This is a genomic window from Ruegeria sp. HKCCD8929 (assembly GCF_013031405.1).
Taxonomy (GTDB): domain Bacteria; phylum Pseudomonadota; class Alphaproteobacteria; order Rhodobacterales; family Rhodobacteraceae; genus Ruegeria.
The window spans coordinates 158,993-177,629 of sequence record NZ_WPZY01000007.1; the positions used below are offsets into that span (position 1 = coordinate 158,993).

Consider the following 18,637-nt stretch of genomic DNA (forward strand, 5'->3'; position numbering starts at 1 on the left):
CGATTTTTAGCGCCCACTCGCGCCCATGAAACGGGCCGCAACGTCTGGCGCAACCGGCTCAGACCACACATAACGCGGCACCCCAACTGTCGGCATTCTCCTCATATGGATCGGTCACATGCCAACGCCCAAGATATTTGGCTGGCCGTTCACCGCGTTTTGGTCAAATCTGTGCACGGGAGGAGACAGCGATGCAGAAGCGACAGGATCGGCACCGCCTGACCGGGCCAGAGGTCCCCCGGCGATGAACCGTCACGACAAGGGCATGGAGATCCGACGCGCGGTTCTGGGCGACGCCCATGTGGACCGCGCCGAGGCTGCCAAAACCGATCTGGATGCCCCGTTTCAGGACCTGATCACCGAGGCCGCCTGGGGCACCGTTTGGGCCAGCGACGGGATCTCCCTGCGCGAACGCTCGATGCTGACCCTCGCCCTGCTAGCCGCCACCGGCAATTTCGACGAAATCCCCATGCATATCCGCGCCACCGCCCGGACCGGGGCATCGAAACAGGACGTGCTCGAAGCATTCCAGCACGTCGCCATCTATGCTGGCGTACCCCGCGCCAACCATGCGCTTAAACTGGCCATGGCCACCTATGCCGAGATGGAGGCAGAGCCATGACCAAACCCGCCGAATTCTACGCCCGCGACCGGCGCTGGCATCCCCCGGCCTATGCGCGCGACTACAAGACCTCGGTCACCCGCTCACCGCAATACGCTGCGATCAGCCTGGAAAACACCGTTTCGGAAATCACCGGCCCGGTCTTCGGGCACAGTGATATCGACCCGCTCAACAACGACCTGCTGTCAAACTTTGCACAACCGGGCCAGAGCCCCATCGGCGAGCGCATCATCGTGCACGGGCGGGTGCTGGACGAAAACGCACGCCCGGTGCCGAATACACTGGTTGAAATCTGGCAGGCCAACGCTTCGGGCCGCTACCGGCACCGCAAGGACACCTATCTGGGCGCGCTCGATCCCAATTTCGGCGGCTGCGGACGGACATTGACCGACGCCGAGGGCCGCTATCATTTCCGCACCGTCAAACCCGGTGCCTACCCATGGCGCAACTGGATCAACGACTGGCGGCCCGCGCATATCCATGTCTCGGTCTTCGGCACCGGCTTTGCCCAGCGCCTCGTCACCCAGATGTATTTCGAGGGCGACCCGCTGATCGCCCGCTGCCCCATCGTCAACACTATCCCCGACCCGGAAGCCATCGACCGCCTGATCGCGCCGCTCGACCTGAACGCGACCGTCCCGCTCGATACCATCGCCTACCGCTTCGACATTGTGCTGCGCGGGCGCCGCTCCACCCTGTTCGAAAACCGGCCGGAGGGGAACTGATGCCACCCAAGCTGCCCTATCTCAAGGAAACCCCCTCGCAAACCGCCGGGCCTTACGTCCATATCGGCCTCGCCCCCGGGGCGGCAGGATTCGACATCTACGACCAAGAGCTTGGCCATGACATCGCAGGCCCCAATGCGCGCGGCGAGCGCATCCGGGTCGAGGGGCTGGTGATCGACGGCACCGGCTCACCGGTCAAGGACGTGCTTCTTGAGGTCTGGCAGGCCAATGCCAACGGCATCCATGCCCATCCCGAACAGCCCGGCGAGACCGAGGACGGCTTTCGCGGCTGGGGCCGGGTGATCACCGATTTCGACACCGGAGAATGGGGTTTCGACACCGTCAAACCCGGCCCGGCCCCGGGTCGGAACGGCACCGTTCAGGCCCCCCATATCAACCTCTGGATCGTGGCGCGCGGTATCAATCTGGGCCTCAACACCCGGCTCTACTTCAGCGATGAGGCCGAGGCCAACACAACCGACCCGGTGTTGAATCTCATCGAATGGGAACGCCGCCGGGCCACCCTGATCGCCCAGCGCTCCGAACGCGACGGCCAAGCCCTCTACCGGTTTGACATCAGGATACAGAGCGAGGAAGAAACCGTATTCTTCGATATTTGACCCCCCAATGCCAAATCCAAGGACCCGCCCATGACCAAACCCTGCATCCTCTGCTGCGCGATCACCGGTTCCGTCCCCACCAAAGCCGCCAATCCGGCGGTCCCGACCTCGATCAGCGAACAGATCGAAAGCAGTCACGCGGCGGTCGAGGCGGGCGCGTCGATCATCCACGCCCATGTGCGCAACGACGATGAAAGCCCCAGCTCGGACCCCGAGAAATTCGCGCGGCTGAAAGAGGGGTTGGAAAAACACTGCCCCGGCGTGATCATCCAGTTCTCGACCGGAGGCCGCTCGGGCTCGGGTCTGGAACGCGGCGATATGCTGCCGCTGAAACCGGACATGGCCTCACTCTCGGTCGGCTCGAACAACTTCCCCACCCGGGTCTACGAGAACGCCCCCGACCTGATCGAGTGGCTGTCGTCCGAGATGATCAAATACGAAATCACCCCCGAGATCGAAGCCTTCGACCTCAGCCACATCCTGCACGCCATCCGCATGAGCGAGGCGGGACTGCTCTATGGCAAGCTTTACGTGCAATTCGTGATGGGCGTCAAAAATGCCATGCCCGCCGACCGCGAAGTGTTCGACTTCTACGCCAAGGTGATGCGCGAGCGTGCGCCGGATGCCGAATGGTGCGCCGCCGGGATCGGACCAAACCAGATCACGGTCAACGAATGGGCCATCGCCGCCGGAGGCCACACCCGCGCGGGCCTCGAAGACAATGTCCGCCTAGACAAACACACCCTCGCCCCGTCAAACGCCGCCCTGATCGCCCGCGCCGCAGAGCTGTGCGAGAAATACGAGCGCCCGGTCGCCACCCCGGCGCAGGCCCGCACCATCCTCAGCCTACGCGCCGCCGGATAAAGCACCCCTTTTTCCTCTTGCCTCAAAATATCCCGGGGAGCGCGAGGGGCTGGCCCCTCGCCTGCACTACATCTCAACAAGCACAAGACTTGAAATACCGCGAACCAAGCCGCTTGGAAGCGGCTTAAGCGGTTTGAAAACCGCTTCAAGGCGTTTGCAAACGCCTTGGCCCGGCCCATCCGTCAGAGGTCGATCTCAACCACTCCGCCCGCCTCCGCCGCGCGGCTCTGGCACAGGATGATCGCCCCTTCGCGCTGCTTCTTGGACAGCACGAAATCCCGGTGCTCGACCTCGCCCGAGACCAACCCGCATTTGCACACCCCGCAAATCCCGTCAGAACATTTCACATCCACATGAATGCCCGCCTCGTTGAGCACCTGCGCCGCATCCTTGTCCTCGGGCACATGCAACTCCCGCCCGGACCGGGCCAGCCTCACGGTGAACCCGAAATTTTCGTAATCGGGTTGCTCGGGCACCAAGAAATACTCCAGATGCCGCGCCTCCTCGGGAAACCCCTGCCGTTCGGCGGCCTGCATCACTCCGTCCATGTAACGTTCCGGCCCGCAGGTATAGACGTGCCAGCCCTCGGCATACCCTGCCAGCACCGAATTCAGATCGGCCCGCGTGCCCTCATCGGAAAAATGCAGATGCACCTTGTCCGCCCAGAGGACCGCCGCCAGATCGTCCAGATACCCCGCCCCCGCGCGAGTACTGGCCGAGTAATGCAACTCGAAATCCGCGCCAAGCTCATGCAACCGATGCGCAAATGCGATCATCGGCGTGATGCCGATCCCGCCGCCCATAAGGAAGGTCTTTGTCGCGCTCTCATCCAGTTCGAAATGGTTGATGGGCTTTGAGATGAAGACCTTGCGCCCCTCGCTGAAGATCCGATGCAAAAGAGCCGATCCACCCCGCCCCTCATCCTCGCGCAGCACGCCGATCTGGTACTTCGACCGATCCGCCGGATCACCCGACATCGAATATTGCCGCAGGAATTCCGGCGCCACCAGAACGTCCAGATGCGCCCCCGCCGTCCATTCCGGCAAAGGCGTGCCATTCGGTGCCGCGAATTCATACTTGGTCACATCCGCCGTCATCTGCTCGACCCGGGTCAGTTCCACCCGCATCACCGGCGCATCGCCTGCGACCGAATAACGATGCACCACCGACATATCGCCCGCCGCCAGCCGGGCCTTGTACTCCTCGGCGCTCACCATCGCCTCATAGGCCGCAATCCCGGCCTCGCGATCCATCGCAAAGGGATAGGGCCAGGGATGCGGCGCCAGCGGCGCGGGATAGACCGCCAGCGTCTGATCCTCGTATTTCAGGTCCAGGTCCTTTTGCAGGTCCCGCCGGTTCAGCGGATGCTCCGAGGGCCGATACGCCCCGTCCGCCTGCAACTCGATATCCCACCACCATTTCTTGGTGTCATTCAGCCCGCCATTGCCCACAGCATCGTCCAGCTTCGCGAGTGCCGGCGCAGCGGAGGGTATATTCATCGCCGCCCAGCGGAACGGGCGCTCGGCAAACAGCCCTTCAAGGTTCCACGGACAGGTCTTCATGCAGCGCCCACACATCGCCCCGCCCGGCGTGGTGATCCGGTAGGTCGCGCATTTCTGGCTGTCGGATTTCCAGATCTCATAGCCATTGAACATCAGCTTTGGCCCGGCGGTGATCGCTCCTGACGGACACTCTCGCGCGCATTTGTTGCAGCTCTCACAGAAGGTCTGCAGGCCGAAATCGATGGGCTTGTCATGGCTCATCGGCATATCCGTCGTGACCACCCCCGATTTCAGGCGCGGACCCAAGTAGGGGTTCAGGATCACCTCGCCGATGCGGCTGACCTCACCCAATCCGCTCAGCAGCAAGAGCGGGGGCTGCAGCACCTCGCCATCCATCACCGTATGCGCCTTGGCCTTGTAGCCGACATTGCGGATCTGCTGCGCGATCACACCGCCCAACAGGGAAAACCGCAGATAGGCCCGCATGGATTGCGCGACGCTGATCCAATCGTCACCGCTGGCACCCTCCATAGTCTCATAACCCTGATCAACGATCATCGACACGGCTTGATCATGCAGCGGCACGATCTCTTCCCCGGTGGCGTCATGGGAATACCAAGTCCATTCCGGACACCGGCTGAGCCCCACCGCGTCGATGCCCAGAAAATAGCTTGCCGCCTTCACATTCGCTGCGTTGCGACCGGCGTCTTTCGGTTTGTACGTTTCGGCACTTTCCCCGTCCTGAAGCAGTACAAAAGCGCCAAGTGCCCGCCGCTGCGCAAAACTGGGCGCCGCCTTGCGCGCGTAATGCCCGCCCTTGGCCCCGTCCTGCAACGCCTTGCCCATATCCCCGAACTGCGCCCGCGCGAACATGTCGGCCCGCTTGGGCACCCGCGCCACGTTGGCCTCGTCGATATAGGTGGTGGGCACATCAACGCGTTTGAGTTTCTCGAAGGGATGCGCCCCATCCATATAGCGGCGTTTGGCATAGGGATCGCGGTTCAACGCGTTCTTGGCAAAACCCGCGCCCAGCCACCATGCGGGACCTTGCGTCGGGAACCACGGCTGCTCCGCCAGCGGCACCAAAGGCCGGTCATGGGCAATCTCCATCTCGGTCGTCACCGCCGCCAGCCCGAACCGCTGCCCCAGCCACGGCGCGACCAGCGCCCCGTCCTCGGCCGAGACCAGCCCCGCCGCCACCGCCAGCCGACCCAGATCGACATCCGAAGAGGTCACCGTATGCGCCCGCGCATCGAACCCCAGCAGACGGATGTAATTCGCGATCACTACCGCGTTTTCCGTGGCCAGCAGACAGGCGCGATGATCCTGTGCTCCCATGATCCACTCCGCCCCGGGCTCGCCCGGTTCCGGATCGCGGTTGTGTTCATAGAGGAACACGATGGCATGGCGATGGCTGTCGATGGTCGAAGGCTCCGCCTCCATGCTCTCCTTGAGGTCGGCCATGATCACGTCGATGCCCGAGGCCAGCGTCTTGGTCTGTCGCGTCTTCAGCGCATGGGCCAACCGGTCGATATCCGGGTTGCGGCGTGGCTTGGCCAGCAGGGCCCCGGCGGGCAGCGGACCACACCCCGTCATCGACGCATCGTTGAAATATCCAAACGCTTTCAGATGGTTGGCGCGCTCCTGCGGATCGCCCGGGATCTCCGCCATGGCTGGGTTTACGAACCCATCCCGGATCGCATCCATCATCGCCTGAAACTCGCCCATGGCGTTGACGATGCTCTCCGGGCTCTCGGGCCGGTGAAACCTCAGCTCCGCCATCCCGGGCACATCGGTCAAGCCCGGCGTATCTGCACGCCGCTGCAACCGCTCCAGCGGATACCGCCCCAGATGAACGGGCCGGTTCTTGTCCGAGAAAAAGCGGATGCCCATTGTCTCTCTCCTATTCCTGCGCCTGACCTAGCCCGGATTGGACAGCAAATCCATTCATGACTAATCATAGATTGCATGAGCAAAATCGATTTCACTGATCTCGACGGCAAGGTCCTGCGTACCTTCCTGACCATCCTCGAGGAAAGCTCGGTCTCCAAGGCCGCTGACCGGCTGGGCGTCACACAATCGGCGGTCAGCCACACGCTCGGCAAGCTGCGCGCCGTGCTGGGCGATCCGCTCTTCGTACGCTCGGGTCAAGGGCTGACCCCGACCGAACGGGCACTGGCGCTGAAGGAACCAGTGCAAAAGGTCCTCGACGGGATGCGGGCGCTGACCGAGGAGCGGCCCTTCGACCCGCTCTCCGAAGAGATGCAGTTCCAGATCGCCGCCAACGACCTGCAGCGCGAACTGATCTTCCCGATCCTCCTGCGCGAAGCTCGCACCGAAGGCATCCGCCTGCGCCTCGATTTCGTCCCCTCCGGCGTGCCGGACCCGGCAATCCTGCGCAATGACCGCTGTCAGCTGATGCTGACCCCCCTGCCACCCGACGGACCGGATATTTATCAGAAACGGCTGCTGACCAGCCCGCTGATGATCTACTACGACGCCGACCACCGCGACCCGCCAGACAGTTGGGAGGCCTATTGCGCCACCGAGCATGTCGAGGTCCGCTTTGCCGATGGGCGCAGCGCCAAGGTGGTGATGCGTGGGGTGGACCAAAGCCAGATCCGCCCCGCCACGGTCACCCTGCCACATTTCAACGCCATCCCGTCCTTCGTGAAGGGCAGCGACCTGATTTCGACCGATACCGCGCTGATGCGACAGGGACCACTCGCCAGCCTCGACTGCGCACCGCTGCCCTTCGCCTGTGACCCGGTATCGATCTACATGGTCTGGCACGAGCGCTCGACCGGCGATCCGGCGCATCGCTGGCTGCGAAACCGGATCGAACGGATCGCAGCAGCGCTGGCCGACTGAGACGCCGGGAGCAGGAGCAACCAAGAAAATTCGAATTTTCTTGGCAACAGCCTTTAAAGGCTGTTGGGCCGCGCCGTTTGCACCTGCGCTGTCAAGCCTGTGACAACAACCAGTCGCGCATGACTGCCACCAGTTCCGGATGGCGCGGCTGGCGCGGGGTCACGATGTAGAACCCCAGATCGGCCGACAGGCTCTGCGCAAACGGCCGCACCAGCCGCCCCGATGCCAGTTCTGCGGAGACCAGTGGCGCATTGGCCAGCGCCACGCCCTGCCCGGCCACGGCGGCGTCGATGGCCAGGCTGGTCTGGCTGAAATTCATCATCCGCTGCGTCGCCGCCACGCCCATTTCGTCCAGAAACAGCGGCCACAGCCCATGAGTGTCGTTCAGCAGCGTCTGCCGTGCCAGATCCTCCGTGGCGTGCAGACCCTCCGCCAAACCTGGGCTGCAGATAGCCACATACTCAGTGGCAAACAGCGGCTCAGCCACCAACCCCGGTCCGAAAGGCGGGTGCCCCTGCCGAACGGCGATATCGACGCCGTCGCTCTGGAAATTCGCCAGTCGCTCACGTGCATCCACCTGCACCTCGATCCCGGGGTGCTGCGCTGTAAAGTCGCCCAGACGCGGCACCAGCCATTTCGAGGCAAAGCTGGGCGTCACCGACAGGGTCAGAGGTCGCCGCTCCGCCAGCGTCTCGGCCGCCTCACCAATCAACCGGAACGCTTGCCGCAGCGGCGCATGAAACCGCCGCCCCGCTTCGGTCAACCGCAACCCGCGCGGCAACCGGTCAAAGAGCTGAACACCCAGCCGCGCCTCCAGCCCGCGCACCTGCTGCGCCACCGCGCCCTGCGTCACCCCGATCTCTTCGGCAGCGAGACGGAAATTCAGATGGCGCCCCGCCGCCTCAAAGGCGCGCAAGGCATTGAGCGGGGGCAATGACATGAGAACACCCAGTAGGTTTTCTACAGGATTACGGCAGCAGAACTGATTGGTCAAACCGGCCCGCTCTCCCCATCCTTGGGCCAACGATTGAAGGAGACATCAAGATGGCAGAGAAAGTGGCCCTCATCACCGCAGGCGGCAGCGGCATGGGCGCGGATGCGGCACGGCGGCTGGCGGCGGACGGGTTCAGGGTCGGCATCCTGTCCTCATCCGGCAAGGGCGAGGCGCTGGCGCAGGAACTCGGCGGCGTCGGCGTGACCGGCTCGAATCAATCGAATGACGATCTGCAGCGGCTGGTCGATGCGGCGATGAGGCATTGGGGTCGGGTCGATGTGCTGGTGAACTCCGCAGGCCACGGGCCCCGCGCGCCAGTGCTGGAACTGACGGATGAGGACTGGCACACCGGCATGGAAGTCTATTTCCTGAACGCGGTCCGCCCCACGCGGCTGGTCACCCCGATCATGCAGGCACAAGGCGGCGGTGCGATCATCAACATCTCGACCTTCGCCGCGTTCGAGCCCGACCCGGTCTTTCCCACGTCGGGCGTGTTCCGCGCCGGGCTGGCGGCCTTCGCCAAGTTGTTCTCGGACCGATATGCCACCGACAACATCCGCATGAACAACGTCCTTCCGGGCTTCATCGACAGCCTGCCGGAAAAGAAAGAGTTCCGCGCCCGCATCCCTATGGGCCGCTATGGCCGCAGCTATGATGAAGTCGCTTCAGTGATTTCACTGCTCGCCTCTGAGGGCGGCGGCTACATCACGGGCCAGAACATCCGGGTGGATGGCGGCATCACCCGCTCGGTCTGAGTCCGCCGTCTCTCTGCTTGCAGAGGGCGGATGAAGGCGTTTCGAAACGCCTTCAAGCCGCTTGCATGCCGCTTTCCCGCCCTCAATATCCGATCCGCGCCTTGATCAGATGGGTCAGCGTGGCCCCCGTCTCGAAGTAAGCCTGCCGCACCCGCGTCAGGCTTTCCCTGTGCTCCGCCACCGGCGCAACCGGCAGCGCCTCCGGGTTGCCCGTCAACAAGCTCTCGGCCATGCCCTCACCGAACACCGTGCCGGGCCCGATCCCACGCCCGGAATAGCCATGCGCGGCCAGCGCATTCGGGCCAATCTGTGTGATCTTGGGGATATGATCCGACGTCATTGCGATTCGCCCGCACCATCCCTGTTGCAGCGGCACCCCCGCCAGCGCCGGATAAAGCTGCGTCAGCTTGCGCCGCGCCCACCCGGCATGGATGGCGCTGCCGGGATGGCCCAGATCCCCCATCGCGCCGATGATCATCCGGCCCGCGCCGTCCATCCGGAACGAAGACATCACCAGCGCCGTATCCCAACACCCCTCGCCGCCAGGCAGAATCGCCGCGCGTTGCACCTCGGTCAGGGGTGGCGTGGCGAACTGGAAATAATGCACCGGGACATAGGCCGGAGCCGTACCGGGCCACCCCGTGTGATAGGCATTCGTCGCCTGGATCAACGCCCTGGCCCGAACCTCCCCGCCGGGGGTGCGCACATGCCACAGATCGCCCTCGCGCCGGATCTCCAGCGCCGGAGTCCGTTCGTGCAACCTCGCCCCCGCCGCCTGCGCCGCCCGGGCCAGCCCCCGGACATAGCCCAAAGGTTGGATCGTGCCCGCACGCGGATCGAAAAGTGCGCCGTGAAAGGTGGCAGAACCTGTGCGCTGGGCCACCCCCTCCGCCGAGATCATCTCGACCGGAGCGCCCGCAGCCACCAACTGTGCATGCCGGGTGTACAGGTCCTTCAGCCCGGCGGGTGAATGGGCACAATGCAGGGTTCCGTTGCGCACCGCCTCGCAGGCGATGCCATGGCGGTCGATCAGCTCGAAAACGACCGAGGGCGCCCCGGCCAGCAACGCAATCAGCCGGTCGCCTGCCTCGGCCCCAAGATGCCCACCGATCTCATCCGGAGGCAGCCAGAGACCGGCATTGACCAGCCCCACATTCCGCCCCGAGCCGCCGAACCCGATGGTCTCGGCCTCAAGCAAACACACATCCGCGCCCGCCTGCGCCCCGTGAAGTGCGGCGGAGCAGCCGGTAAATCCGCCGCCAATCACCACCAGATCGGCCTGCACGTCGCCGCTCAGCGCCGGCGCCTCCACCCTTTCGGCGCAAGTCCGGTGCCAGAGATTATCCGCATTCTCCGAACTCACGCCCATCCTCCCTGGCCCAGCCTTACTGCGCGGCCACTAGCCCACGCTGGTCGTCACGGCCCATGGCGATCAGAAACGGAGCCTGCCCCTGAAGGGCCTGAAACCCCGCCTTGTCCGCCATGCCACGCCAGTTGCCCAGCATCAGTGACTGCGCCACCGCACCACCCAGCGTGGCCCCCGGACCGGTGACGATGAACAGGTCCGGCGCGAACTCGCGCGCCGCCGTCTGTACGGCCCGGGTGAAATCATAAGGCTCGGTCACTTGATGGCCCAGCGTGTAGTCCCACAGCGCCCGTGTATCGGTCGCGCCCGGCCACCAGATCTTGCCGCGCCCGTCGATCAGCGGGCGATCGGGCTGGCCGAACATCTCTCCGGACAAACGCGCCCGCCCCTCGGCCGCGACCGGCGCCTGCAGCGACGTGTGAAACGCTGCGTGATTGACCAGCCGCATCGGGAACCGCTCCTGCGCGACAGGCTGCGAGGCCTCAAACGCCTTGAGCCCCTCCTCATTGCCCGCCAGCACCAGCATCCCGCCCAGATCGATCGACAGTGCCAGATCGTGCCCATCCAGCGCGTCGATGCGGGCCACATGGGCCAGCAATTCGGCCTTGCGCGCGGGATCGTCAACCCAATCCTCGCCGGTGAAGGGATAGACCAGCTGCCCGCCGATCAGACGTTCCTGCATCAGCGTGCCCATGGTATTGACCACCCGGAACCCGTCCCCGGCGCTCAGTGCCCCGGCAGCGGCCAGCGCGGTATACCAACCCATCGAGTTGCCGGTGACCGCGACCACCTCGATATCCTCGGCCAAGCTCCGCGCATCGGCCAACGAGGCAGCATAGATCAAAGGTGAGGCCACATCGCCGCGCGAGTACTTGCTGACCGAGAACCGCCCGGCCCCATCCAGCGCCGTCACCGTCTCTTGCCCGGTCTCAGCGCGGATGGCGTCGAACTCGTGGAACTGCGCCATCCGGTTTGCATGGTAGCGATGCAGGTAGCCGAGCTCCGGCTTGTTATAGGTGCCCCGGCCGGGGCAGATCACGACGGCAGTGCGGGTCATGTCTTTGCTCCGGTCAGGGAAAGGGCGGCGGCAACGATGCCCGGTTTGGAGGGCAGAGGCGCGGCATAGGCAGGCCCGGTGGCAATGAAACAATCCTCGGCCACCACACGCGCGGCCCGGATGTCGGAGGCTTCGGCAAACAGCGTCATCAACGCCTCGGATTGGCTGCCGGTGCGGCGGCATTCATCGACGATCAATACGTGCCTGCAGCCTTTGGTGGCCGCCAACAGAGCCTCAGCCGGCAGGGGTGCCAGCCAGCGCATGTCGATGATGCGGGTTTTCAGCCCCGCCGTGTCCAGCTCGGGCAGAGCCTGCTTCGACAGGTAATGCCCGTTGCCATAGGTCACGATGGCCAGATCGGTGCCGTCGCCATGCATGCCGACCTCGCCCAGCCCGATCCGCTGATCCGGCGAGGGATAGATGGTCATCCAGCCCCCATCCTGCGCCTCATGCAGATCGCGCATGGGATAAAACGCGATAGGCTCCAGAAACACGACCACCCTCTGCTCCTCCCGCGCCAGCCGCACGCATTCGCGCAGCATCCGCGCCGCGTCCGCCCCGGTCGAGGGGCAGGCGATGATCACACCGGGGATGTCGCGCAGCACCGCCAGCGAGTTGTCGTTATGGAAATGGCCGCCAAAGCCCTTCTGGTACCCCAACCCGGCAATCCGCAGCACCATCGGGTTGGTGAATTGCCCGTTCGAGAAAAACGGCAACGTCGCCGCTTCGCCCCGGATCTGGTCCTCGGCATTGTGCAGATAGGCCAGGAACTGGATCTCAGGGATGGGGACGAACCCGTTATGCCCCATGCCGATGGCGAGGCCAAGAATGGACTGCTCGTCCAGCAGAGTGTCGATCACCCGGTCGGGACCGAAACGCGCTTGCAGCTTCTGCGTGACGCCATATACCCCGCCCTTGCGGCCCACATCCTCGCCCATGCAGACGATCTCGCCATGTTCCAGCATCAGATCGGTCAGCGCCCAGTTGATCAGGCGGCTCATCGGCTGCGGCTCGTCCATTGCGCGCATGTCGCCGCCAAATGCCTTGGCCCGCGCCTCGGCGCTGGGGCCGTTGGTCGGCTTGCAGTCCCGTTTCGGCGGGATGAGGCTCGCCATCACCTCCTCGGCATTGGCCAGATGCGGGCGGGTCGTGGCCTCGGCCGCAATCCGGTCGGTGCGGGCGCAGGTCTCCTCGTAGATTTTCAACGCCTGATCCGGTGAAAGCGCCCCAGCCTGATCCAGCAAACGCACCGAATTTAGCAGAGGATCGTTGGCCTCATCCGCCTCGACCTCGGATTTGCTGAGATAGGTCGTCGGCACATCCGCCCCTGCATGGCCGTAAAGACGCACGGTTCTGAGATGCAGGAAAGCGGGTTTGCGGCGAGTGCGCACGTATTCTGCCGCCTCTCGCGCAACCGCATAGGTCTCGTAAATGTCCAACCCGTTTGCCTGAAAATACCTGATCCCCGGCCGATGCTCCATCGACGCCTGTATCCAGCCCTTCGGCGTCTTCACCGAGATACCGATCCCGTTATCCTCACACACGAACAGCAGCGGCAGTGGCGTGGACTGCACGCTGGTCCATCCGGCGGTGTTGATCGCCCCCTGCGCGGTCGAATGGTTGGCCGAGGCATCGCCGAACGAACACATGGCGATCCCGTCCGCGGGCAGCTCCCGATGCTCGGGATCATGCCTGCGCGCCGCGCCCAGCGAATAGGCCGCCCCCACTGCCTTGGGCAGATGGCTGGCGATGGTCGAGGTCTGCGGCGGGATGGTCAGCGCCTTGGACCCCAGCACCTTGTGCCGCCCGCCCGAGGTCGGGTCCTCTTTTGAACAGGCAAAGCTCAACAGCATATCCCAGGCAATCTGCTGCCCACCTTCCTTTTGAGCCACCTGGTCGGCGCGGGCGATCTGGAACGCGGCATCCCGGTAGTGCAGGAAAGCGATATCCGTGGGCCGCAGCGCATGCGCCACCGCTGCCATCCCCTCATGCCCCGACGAGCCGATGGTATAGAACCCCTGCCCGGCCTTCTGCATCGCCCGGCTGGTCCGGTCCAGCGCCCGGCTCAGCACCTGCGCGCGATAGAGCGACACCGCCTCGGTCCCGCTCAGCCCCGGAGCAGGGGGCGCACCAGCAGGCAGATCGCGCGCGGCAACACGGGTCAGGAAATTCTCATGAACGATCTGGGCGCGGTCCATCGCGGGTCCCCGGTCTTGATTGGATTACAGTCTGGCGGTCGCGTCCGCGATCCGGCGCAACCCTTCTTGCAGGCTTTCGGTGGCATAGGCAAAGGAAAGCCGCAGATGCCCCGGCATCCCGAACGCCCGCCCCGGCACCAGCGCCACGCCGGCCTCATCCAGCAGATAGCGGCAGAATTCATGATCCACCGGCATCTTCTCGGGACAGCTCGGAAAGACGTAGAACGCGCCATCGGGCTGCGCGCAGCTCAGGCCCGCAGCATTCAGCCCTGCCACCACCAGATCCCGCCGCGCCCGCATCTCGGCCCGGCGCTCGGCCAGTAACTCCCGCGGTCCGGTGATCGCGGCCAGCGCCGCCGCCTGCGCGATGGAACAGGCGCCGGAGGTGATCTGCCCCTGCACCGCCACCATCGCCTTGGTCAGCGGCGCCGGGCCAATCCCCCAGCCGATCCGCCAGCCGGTCATCGAATAGGCCTTGGAGACGCCGTTCACGGTCAGCACCCGCCCCGCCAGCGCGGGCACCGCCTGCACAAAGGGCGTGAACGGAACGTATGAGAGATGCTGATAGATCTCGTCCGAAATCACCCAGACGTGGCGGTGCCTCTCCAGCACCGCCCCAAGCGCCTGCAACTCCGCCTGCGTATAGACCGCCCCGGTCGGGTTCGACGGGGTGTTCAACAGCAGCCAGCGCGTTCGCGGTGTGATCGCGGCCTCTAGCTGCTCCGGCGTCAGCTTGAACCCCTGCCCGCGCGGGCAGTCCAGCACCATCGGCAGCCCACCCGCCAGCTTCACCATGTCCGCATAGCTGGTCCAGAACGGCGCGGTGGTGATGACCTCATCGCCGGGGTTCAGCGTCGCCAGAAACGCCCCTGCGAGCACCTGCTTGGCCCCGGTCGAAACGATCACATTCGCAGGCTCCACTCCGGCCTGCCCCGCAATCGCTGCGCGCAGGGCAGGCGTCCCGGCGGTGGCCGGATAGCGAGTCTGCCCGTCCAACGCCGCCTTGTGAGCCGCCTCAATCACATGTGCCGGGGTCGGAAAATCGGGCTCGCCAGTGCTCAGCGCGATCACGTCCACACCCTGCGACCGTAACTGCGCAGCCCGCTCCGAGATCTGCACGATCTCCGACAGCTCGATCCCGTCGAGCCGCCCGGCCCGCCGAAACTCTCCCGGATTGTTCTGAATGGTCATGGCATCCTCGCCGTTGGGTCCGTGCTTTCCCGCCCTTCATCGCGCCGCAACCGGGAAAAAACCAGTGACATTCCTTTCGAAAGCCATGAGTATAACTCATATGATTGCCCCTCGCCGCTTCCTGCCCTCAATCGCGTCCCTGCTGGCTCTGGAGGCCGTCGACCGGCTCGGCAGCGCCTCGGCGGCGGCCGAAGAACTGTCCCTGACCCAAAGCGCCATCAGCCGCCAGTTGAAAGTGATGGAGGAGCAACTCGGCGTCGCCCTGATCCAGCGCACGCAAATGCGGCTGCAACTGACCCCTGCCGCGCGGGAATATGTCGAGACCGCCCGCACGGCGCTGCACCAACTGGCGCAGGCCTCGCTCAAGCTCAAGGCCAACCCGACTGGCGGCTCGCTGCACCTGTCGATCCTGCCCGCCTTCGGGATGCACTGGCTGGCCCCGCGCCTGCAGGATTTCGCCCGGCGGCACCCGGAGGTAACCGTAAATCTCAGCACCCGGCTACAACCCTTCGACTTCGCCACCGAGCCCTTCGACGCCGCGATCCATTTCGGACAGCAGGACTGGACCGGTGTAAACTATCTGCGGATCATGCGCGAGGATGTGCTGCCCGTCTGCGCCCCTGATCTGGCGCCAAAACAGGCCAACAGCCCTGACTGGCTGCTGACCGCCCCGCTTTTGCATCTCGATACCCGCCCCGACGCATGGGAGCGTTGGTTTGCCGCGCAAGGCATGATTGCCACGGGGCTGCGGGGGATGCTGTTCGACCAGTTCTCGACCATGATCCAGGCGACCATACATGGGCTGGGCGTGGCGCTGCTGCCCAGCTATCTGGTGGCGCAGGACCTGCAGAGCGGACGGCTGGCGCCCGCCTGGGACGGACCATCGGTCAGCCTCGGAGATTACTATCTGGTCTGGCCGAAGGGCCAAACCGAGTCCGCACCGCTGATGTCGTTTCGGGACTGGTTGCTGCGGCAGGTGGCGGACCAGCCCGGCATGTGACGGGGTCGCGCGGCGCGCCCACCCGCAGCTTCAGGGTCCGGATGCCGGGCCTGACCCGGTCGATACCAGAGCCAACGCCGTTGTCACCGCGTCGTCGGAAACCTGATCGAATTTCCTGTAATATGCGCCAACGGCATAAAACGGCTCAGGCGTTTTCAGACAAATCACTTCGTCGATCCCGGCACTCTCTTCTAGTTCAGCCAACGTGTCTTCGGGCGCAACGGGAACGGCAAGGATCAGCCGCGACGGACCCCGCGACCGAAGATTCTGCAGGGACGCCCGCATCGTGGCGCCGGTGGCAATTCCGTCGTCAACGACGATCACGGTCTTGCCCCGGATTGGCAATGCCGCCCGACCACCAAGATAGGAGTCACGCCGCCTCGCGATTTCGCGCAGTTCCGGCTGGGCCAGCTCCCAGATCCGGTCTCTATCCAGACCCGCGCTGCGCGCGATGTCCTCATTGACGACAAGACCCGGCTCCGCCCCGTTGGTGACGGCGGCCAGCGCCAGTTCGCGGTGGCCCGGAAAACCAACCTTGCGCACGAAGACGATATCGAGCGGTGCGCCGAGACCTTCGGCGATAATCTCGCCGATCGGCACGCCACCCCGGGGCAGCGCCACCACAACGGTTTCAGCAGGATCGAGCGCAGGCATCCGTGCCAGCAATTGCCGCCCCGCATCGGTTCTGTCCTGGAACATTTGATCCTCCTGCGATCAGGAAGGTATGCCAGGCAGTCTATCGCGCCCGTCGGTTTCCACCAAGGACTGGCGGGTTGCCAAATGGGTGGCGGCGGGCGGACCCGCCGACCGGCAGGATCACACGTCCAGTGACCGGGCGATCAGTTCCTTCATCACCTCGTTGGTGCCGCCATAGATCATCTGCACCCGCGCATCCGCGTAGAGCCGCGCAATCGGGTATTCCATCATGAACCCGTAGCCGCCAAAGAGCTGCAGACATTCATGCATGACCTCGTTCTGCACCTCGGACCCCCAGTATTTCACCATCGAGGCCGTGGGCGCATCCAGCTCACCCTTTTCCAGCTTGGCGATACAGTCATTCACGAAACTGCGCAGCACCTCGGCCTTGGTCTTGCACTCCGCCAGCTTGAACCGGGTGTTCTGGAAATCCATCACCCGCTGTCCAAACGCCTTGCGCTCCTGCACGTATTTCACCGTTTCGGACAGGGCGAAGTCGACGGCGCCCAGCGCCATGATGCCGATAGTCAGCCGCTCCCACGGCAGCTGCTTCATCAGTTGGTAGAAGCCCTGCCCCTCTTCCGCGCCGATCAGGTTGGTCATCGGCACCTTGACGTCTTCAAAGAACAGCTCGGCCGTGTCGTTGGCCTTCATCCCCAGCTTCTTCAGGTTGCGCCCGCGCCGGAACCCCTCGGCGCCGTAGGTCTCGACCGCGATCAGCGACACGCCCTTGGCGCCTTGGCTCTTGTCGGTCTTGGCCACCACAATCACCAGATCGGCGGTCTGCCCGTTGGTGATGAAGATCTTCGACCCGTTGATCCGGTAGGAATTGCCATCCTTCTCAGCCGTCGTGCGCACCGATTGCAGGTCAGACCCCGTCCCCGGCTCGGTCATCGCAATCGCGCCCACCATCTCGCCCGAGGCCAGTTTCGGCAACCACTTCTGCTTTTGGTCCTCGCTGCCATAGGCGGTGATGTAATGGGTCACGATCGACTGGATGCCATAGCCCCAGCCCGCATCCCCGCGCGCCGTCTGCTCGTAGATGGTGACCGAGTCGAACCCCACGCCGCCGCCGACACCGCCATATTCCTCGGGGACCGAGCCTGCCATCAACCCGGTTTCCCCGGCCTTGTGCCAGAACCCGCGATCAACGACGCCGTTATCGACCCAAGCCTCGATGTTCGGGACCAGTTCGTCATCCATGAACCGGCCCGCCATCTCGGCAAACATCCGGTGTTCGTCGGTGACCCAGGCCGCTGTGCTGGTGAAAAGAGACATGTTCATTCCTCATCATCCGGGATTACGCCCAAGCTACAATCGCTTGCGGATCAAGCCAATCCGGGTGACGCGGCGTCCCGACGGCGCAACGCAACGTATCTTTCGCTCACTGCCCGACGCGATGCCGCGCGCCTTTGGCGGGCGGGGTCTCCGGACCACCGGCAAAGCACTGGGCGATGGACATCCATTCGGTCGCCACCGGCCCCTCGGCCCGCAGCGCGGTGTCGGCGACGTTGCGGGTCTGGGCCACCACCTGCGCGAATTCTACTGCCGGGCCGTTGATCCGGTTTTCGCTCGGTTCACCGAATTCCCACGCCGCACCCGAGGGCGCGGTCAGCTCCAGCCGGGGCATCACTTCGGGTACCTCGCGGCCATGCACCTTGTAGGACCAGCTAAAGGTGTTGACCCCCAACACCACGATGTTTCGGATCCGGTCGGTTTCCTGCCGTTCGACGCCGAGGATATCGAACACCTCCTGCCCATGCGCCCAGGTCTCCATCTGCCGCGCGGTGATGGACGAGCGCACCGACATCTCCGGCCCCGCCCATTTCACCCGCTGCTTCGGGTCCAGCCGCGCCCAGCGCGCGCCCATATCCGTGTAAAGCGCCCTCCAGGCGGCGCGCAGTTCCTCTCCCCGCTCGGGGATCATCGCATTCTCGGTCGCCCGAAACCCTTGGCTGCCGATCCCGTCGAAAGTCTCAGCCAGCCGCGCCTGAAACGCCGCCTCGTCAGCTAAGGACAGATCGGCCATCCGGTTCCAGAAATGCAGATGCACCAGCACGTCGTTCAGCGTCCAATCCTTGAACTGGGTCACCGTTTCCCAAGCGTCGCCGGTCACATCCGCCAACACGGCATAAAGCGCCTCGCTCTCGTCCAGAAAATCCTTGGCCTGCTCCAT

At 64.5% G+C, this 18,637-nt stretch carries 16 protein-coding genes; 7 read left to right on the plus strand and 9 right to left on the minus strand.

From position 1 onward, the window contains the following. The first annotated feature begins 244 nt into the window (after window positions 1-244). Genes pcaC through GOX53_RS13165 form a run of 4 tightly spaced genes read left to right on the plus strand, consistent with a single transcriptional unit; the run spans window position 245 to window position 2,831 of the window. Entirely contained in the window at window positions 245-622 is a 378-nt protein-coding gene (gene pcaC / locus GOX53_RS13150) for a 4-carboxymuconolactone decarboxylase (RefSeq protein WP_171177030.1), read from the plus strand. Continuing rightward, a complete protein-coding gene (gene pcaH / locus GOX53_RS13155) occupies window positions 619-1,347 on the plus strand; it encodes a protocatechuate 3,4-dioxygenase subunit beta (RefSeq protein WP_171177032.1) in 729 nt (242 codons plus the stop codon). The genes pcaC and pcaH overlap by 4 nt, the downstream gene beginning before the upstream one ends. Further along, on the plus strand, window positions 1,347-1,967 hold the full coding sequence (gene pcaG, locus GOX53_RS13160) for a protocatechuate 3,4-dioxygenase subunit alpha (RefSeq protein ID WP_171177034.1): 621 nt from the start codon (window positions 1,347-1,349) through the stop codon (window positions 1,965-1,967). Before pcaH ends, pcaG begins: the two co-directional genes overlap by 1 nt. 30 nt (window positions 1,968-1,997) lie before the next feature. Then, window positions 1,998-2,831 carry a 3-keto-5-aminohexanoate cleavage protein gene (locus GOX53_RS13165; protein ID WP_171177035.1) on the plus strand — a complete coding sequence of 278 codons (834 nt, stop codon included), beginning with the start codon at window positions 1,998-2,000 and terminating at the stop codon, window positions 2,829-2,831. Between the two features lie 182 nt (window positions 2,832-3,013). Here the strand turns inward: GOX53_RS13165 and GOX53_RS13170 are convergent, their stop codons facing one another. Then, window positions 3,014-6,226, minus strand: a complete 3,213-nt coding sequence (locus GOX53_RS13170; protein WP_171177036.1) for a 2Fe-2S iron-sulfur cluster-binding protein — start codon at window positions 6,224-6,226, stop codon at window positions 3,014-3,016. 75 nt (window positions 6,227-6,301) lie between these two features. On the opposite strand from GOX53_RS13170, the gene GOX53_RS13175 reads away from it, so the two are divergent. Then, complete coding sequence (locus GOX53_RS13175; protein ID WP_171177037.1) at window positions 6,302-7,204, plus strand: LysR family transcriptional regulator; 903 nt, start codon at window positions 6,302-6,304, stop codon at window positions 7,202-7,204. Between the two features lie 91 nt (window positions 7,205-7,295). Here the strand turns inward: GOX53_RS13175 and GOX53_RS13180 are convergent, their stop codons facing one another. Then, on the minus strand, window positions 7,296-8,144 hold the full coding sequence (locus tag GOX53_RS13180) for a LysR substrate-binding domain-containing protein (protein ID WP_171177038.1): 849 nt from the start codon (window positions 8,142-8,144) through the stop codon (window positions 7,296-7,298). A gap of 104 nt (window positions 8,145-8,248) precedes the next feature. Between GOX53_RS13180 and GOX53_RS13185 the strand changes: the two genes are divergently transcribed. After that, window positions 8,249-8,953 (plus strand): SDR family oxidoreductase, encoded by a 705-nt coding sequence (locus tag GOX53_RS13185; protein WP_171177039.1) that lies wholly within the window; start codon window positions 8,249-8,251, stop codon window positions 8,951-8,953. Window positions 8,954-9,035: 82 nt separating this feature from the next. Here the strand turns inward: GOX53_RS13185 and GOX53_RS13190 are convergent, their stop codons facing one another. Genes GOX53_RS13190 through GOX53_RS13205 form a run of 4 tightly spaced genes read right to left on the minus strand, consistent with a single transcriptional unit; the run spans window position 9,036 to window position 14,765 of the window. Next, window positions 9,036-10,322 carry an FAD-binding oxidoreductase gene (locus tag GOX53_RS13190; RefSeq protein ID WP_171177040.1) on the minus strand — a complete coding sequence of 429 codons (1,287 nt, stop codon included), beginning with the start codon at window positions 10,320-10,322 and terminating at the stop codon, window positions 9,036-9,038. Window positions 10,323-10,338: 16 nt separating this feature from the next. Then, window positions 10,339-11,376, minus strand: a complete 1,038-nt coding sequence (locus GOX53_RS13195) for an ACP S-malonyltransferase (RefSeq protein ID WP_171177042.1) — start codon at window positions 11,374-11,376, stop codon at window positions 10,339-10,341. Beyond that, on the minus strand, window positions 11,373-13,574 hold the full coding sequence (locus GOX53_RS13200) for a dehydrogenase E1 component subunit alpha/beta (RefSeq protein WP_171177044.1): 2,202 nt from the start codon (window positions 13,572-13,574) through the stop codon (window positions 11,373-11,375). Before GOX53_RS13200 ends, GOX53_RS13195 begins: the two co-directional genes overlap by 4 nt. A gap of 24 nt (window positions 13,575-13,598) precedes the next feature. Beyond that, window positions 13,599-14,765, minus strand: a complete 1,167-nt coding sequence (locus tag GOX53_RS13205) for a pyridoxal phosphate-dependent aminotransferase (protein ID WP_171177046.1) — start codon at window positions 14,763-14,765, stop codon at window positions 13,599-13,601. Window positions 14,766-14,865: 100 nt separating this feature from the next. Between GOX53_RS13205 and GOX53_RS13210 the strand changes: the two genes are divergently transcribed. Further along, complete coding sequence (locus GOX53_RS13210; RefSeq protein ID WP_171177048.1) at window positions 14,866-15,765, plus strand: LysR family transcriptional regulator; 900 nt, start codon at window positions 14,866-14,868, stop codon at window positions 15,763-15,765. 30 nt (window positions 15,766-15,795) lie between these two features. Here the strand turns inward: GOX53_RS13210 and GOX53_RS13215 are convergent, their stop codons facing one another. From GOX53_RS13215 to GOX53_RS13225, 3 genes are all read right to left on the minus strand, one after another. Next, complete coding sequence (locus GOX53_RS13215) at window positions 15,796-16,464, minus strand: phosphoribosyltransferase (RefSeq protein WP_171177049.1); 669 nt, start codon at window positions 16,462-16,464, stop codon at window positions 15,796-15,798. 117 nt (window positions 16,465-16,581) lie between these two features. Further along, window positions 16,582-17,739, minus strand: a complete 1,158-nt coding sequence (locus GOX53_RS13220; protein ID WP_171177233.1) for an acyl-CoA dehydrogenase family protein — start codon at window positions 17,737-17,739, stop codon at window positions 16,582-16,584. 106 nt (window positions 17,740-17,845) lie between these two features. Continuing rightward, a complete protein-coding gene (locus GOX53_RS13225) occupies window positions 17,846-18,637 on the minus strand; it encodes a TIGR03084 family metal-binding protein (RefSeq protein WP_171177052.1) in 792 nt (263 codons plus the stop codon).

What these genes read in the sequence shown, in the direction of transcription:
- GOX53_RS13175 (WP_171177037.1), top strand. Translation starts at nt 6,302, where the DNA reads ATGAGCAAAATCGATTTCACTGATCTCGACGGCAAGGTCCTGCGTACC.
- GOX53_RS13165 (WP_171177035.1), top strand. Translation starts at nt 1,998, where the DNA reads ATGACCAAACCCTGCATCCTCTGCTGCGCGATCACCGGTTCCGTCCCC.
- GOX53_RS13200 (WP_171177044.1), bottom strand. Translation starts at nt 13,574, where the DNA reads ATGGACCGCGCCCAGATCGTTCATGAGAATTTCCTGACCCGTGTTGCC.
- GOX53_RS13225 (WP_171177052.1), bottom strand. Translation starts at nt 18,637, where the DNA reads ATGGAGCAGGCCAAGGATTTTCTGGACGAGAGCGAGGCGCTTTATGCC.
- GOX53_RS13180 (WP_171177038.1), bottom strand. Translation starts at nt 8,144, where the DNA reads ATGTCATTGCCCCCGCTCAATGCCTTGCGCGCCTTTGAGGCGGCGGGG.
- GOX53_RS13215 (WP_171177049.1), bottom strand. Translation starts at nt 16,464, where the DNA reads ATGTTCCAGGACAGAACCGATGCGGGGCGGCAATTGCTGGCACGGATG.
- pcaC (WP_171177030.1), top strand. Translation starts at nt 245, where the DNA reads ATGAACCGTCACGACAAGGGCATGGAGATCCGACGCGCGGTTCTGGGC.
- GOX53_RS13210 (WP_171177048.1), top strand. Translation starts at nt 14,866, where the DNA reads ATGATTGCCCCTCGCCGCTTCCTGCCCTCAATCGCGTCCCTGCTGGCT.
- GOX53_RS13190 (WP_171177040.1), bottom strand. Translation starts at nt 10,322, where the DNA reads ATGGGCGTGAGTTCGGAGAATGCGGATAATCTCTGGCACCGGACTTGC.
- GOX53_RS13205 (WP_171177046.1), bottom strand. Translation starts at nt 14,765, where the DNA reads ATGACCATTCAGAACAATCCGGGAGAGTTTCGGCGGGCCGGGCGGCTC.
- GOX53_RS13195 (WP_171177042.1), bottom strand. Translation starts at nt 11,376, where the DNA reads ATGACCCGCACTGCCGTCGTGATCTGCCCCGGCCGGGGCACCTATAAC.
- GOX53_RS13220 (WP_171177233.1), bottom strand. Translation starts at nt 17,739, where the DNA reads ATGTCTCTTTTCACCAGCACAGCGGCCTGGGTCACCGACGAACACCGG.
- pcaH (WP_171177032.1), top strand. Translation starts at nt 619, where the DNA reads ATGACCAAACCCGCCGAATTCTACGCCCGCGACCGGCGCTGGCATCCC.
- pcaG (WP_171177034.1), top strand. Translation starts at nt 1,347, where the DNA reads ATGCCACCCAAGCTGCCCTATCTCAAGGAAACCCCCTCGCAAACCGCC.
- GOX53_RS13185 (WP_171177039.1), top strand. Translation starts at nt 8,249, where the DNA reads ATGGCAGAGAAAGTGGCCCTCATCACCGCAGGCGGCAGCGGCATGGGC.
- GOX53_RS13170 (WP_171177036.1), bottom strand. Translation starts at nt 6,226, where the DNA reads ATGGGCATCCGCTTTTTCTCGGACAAGAACCGGCCCGTTCATCTGGGG.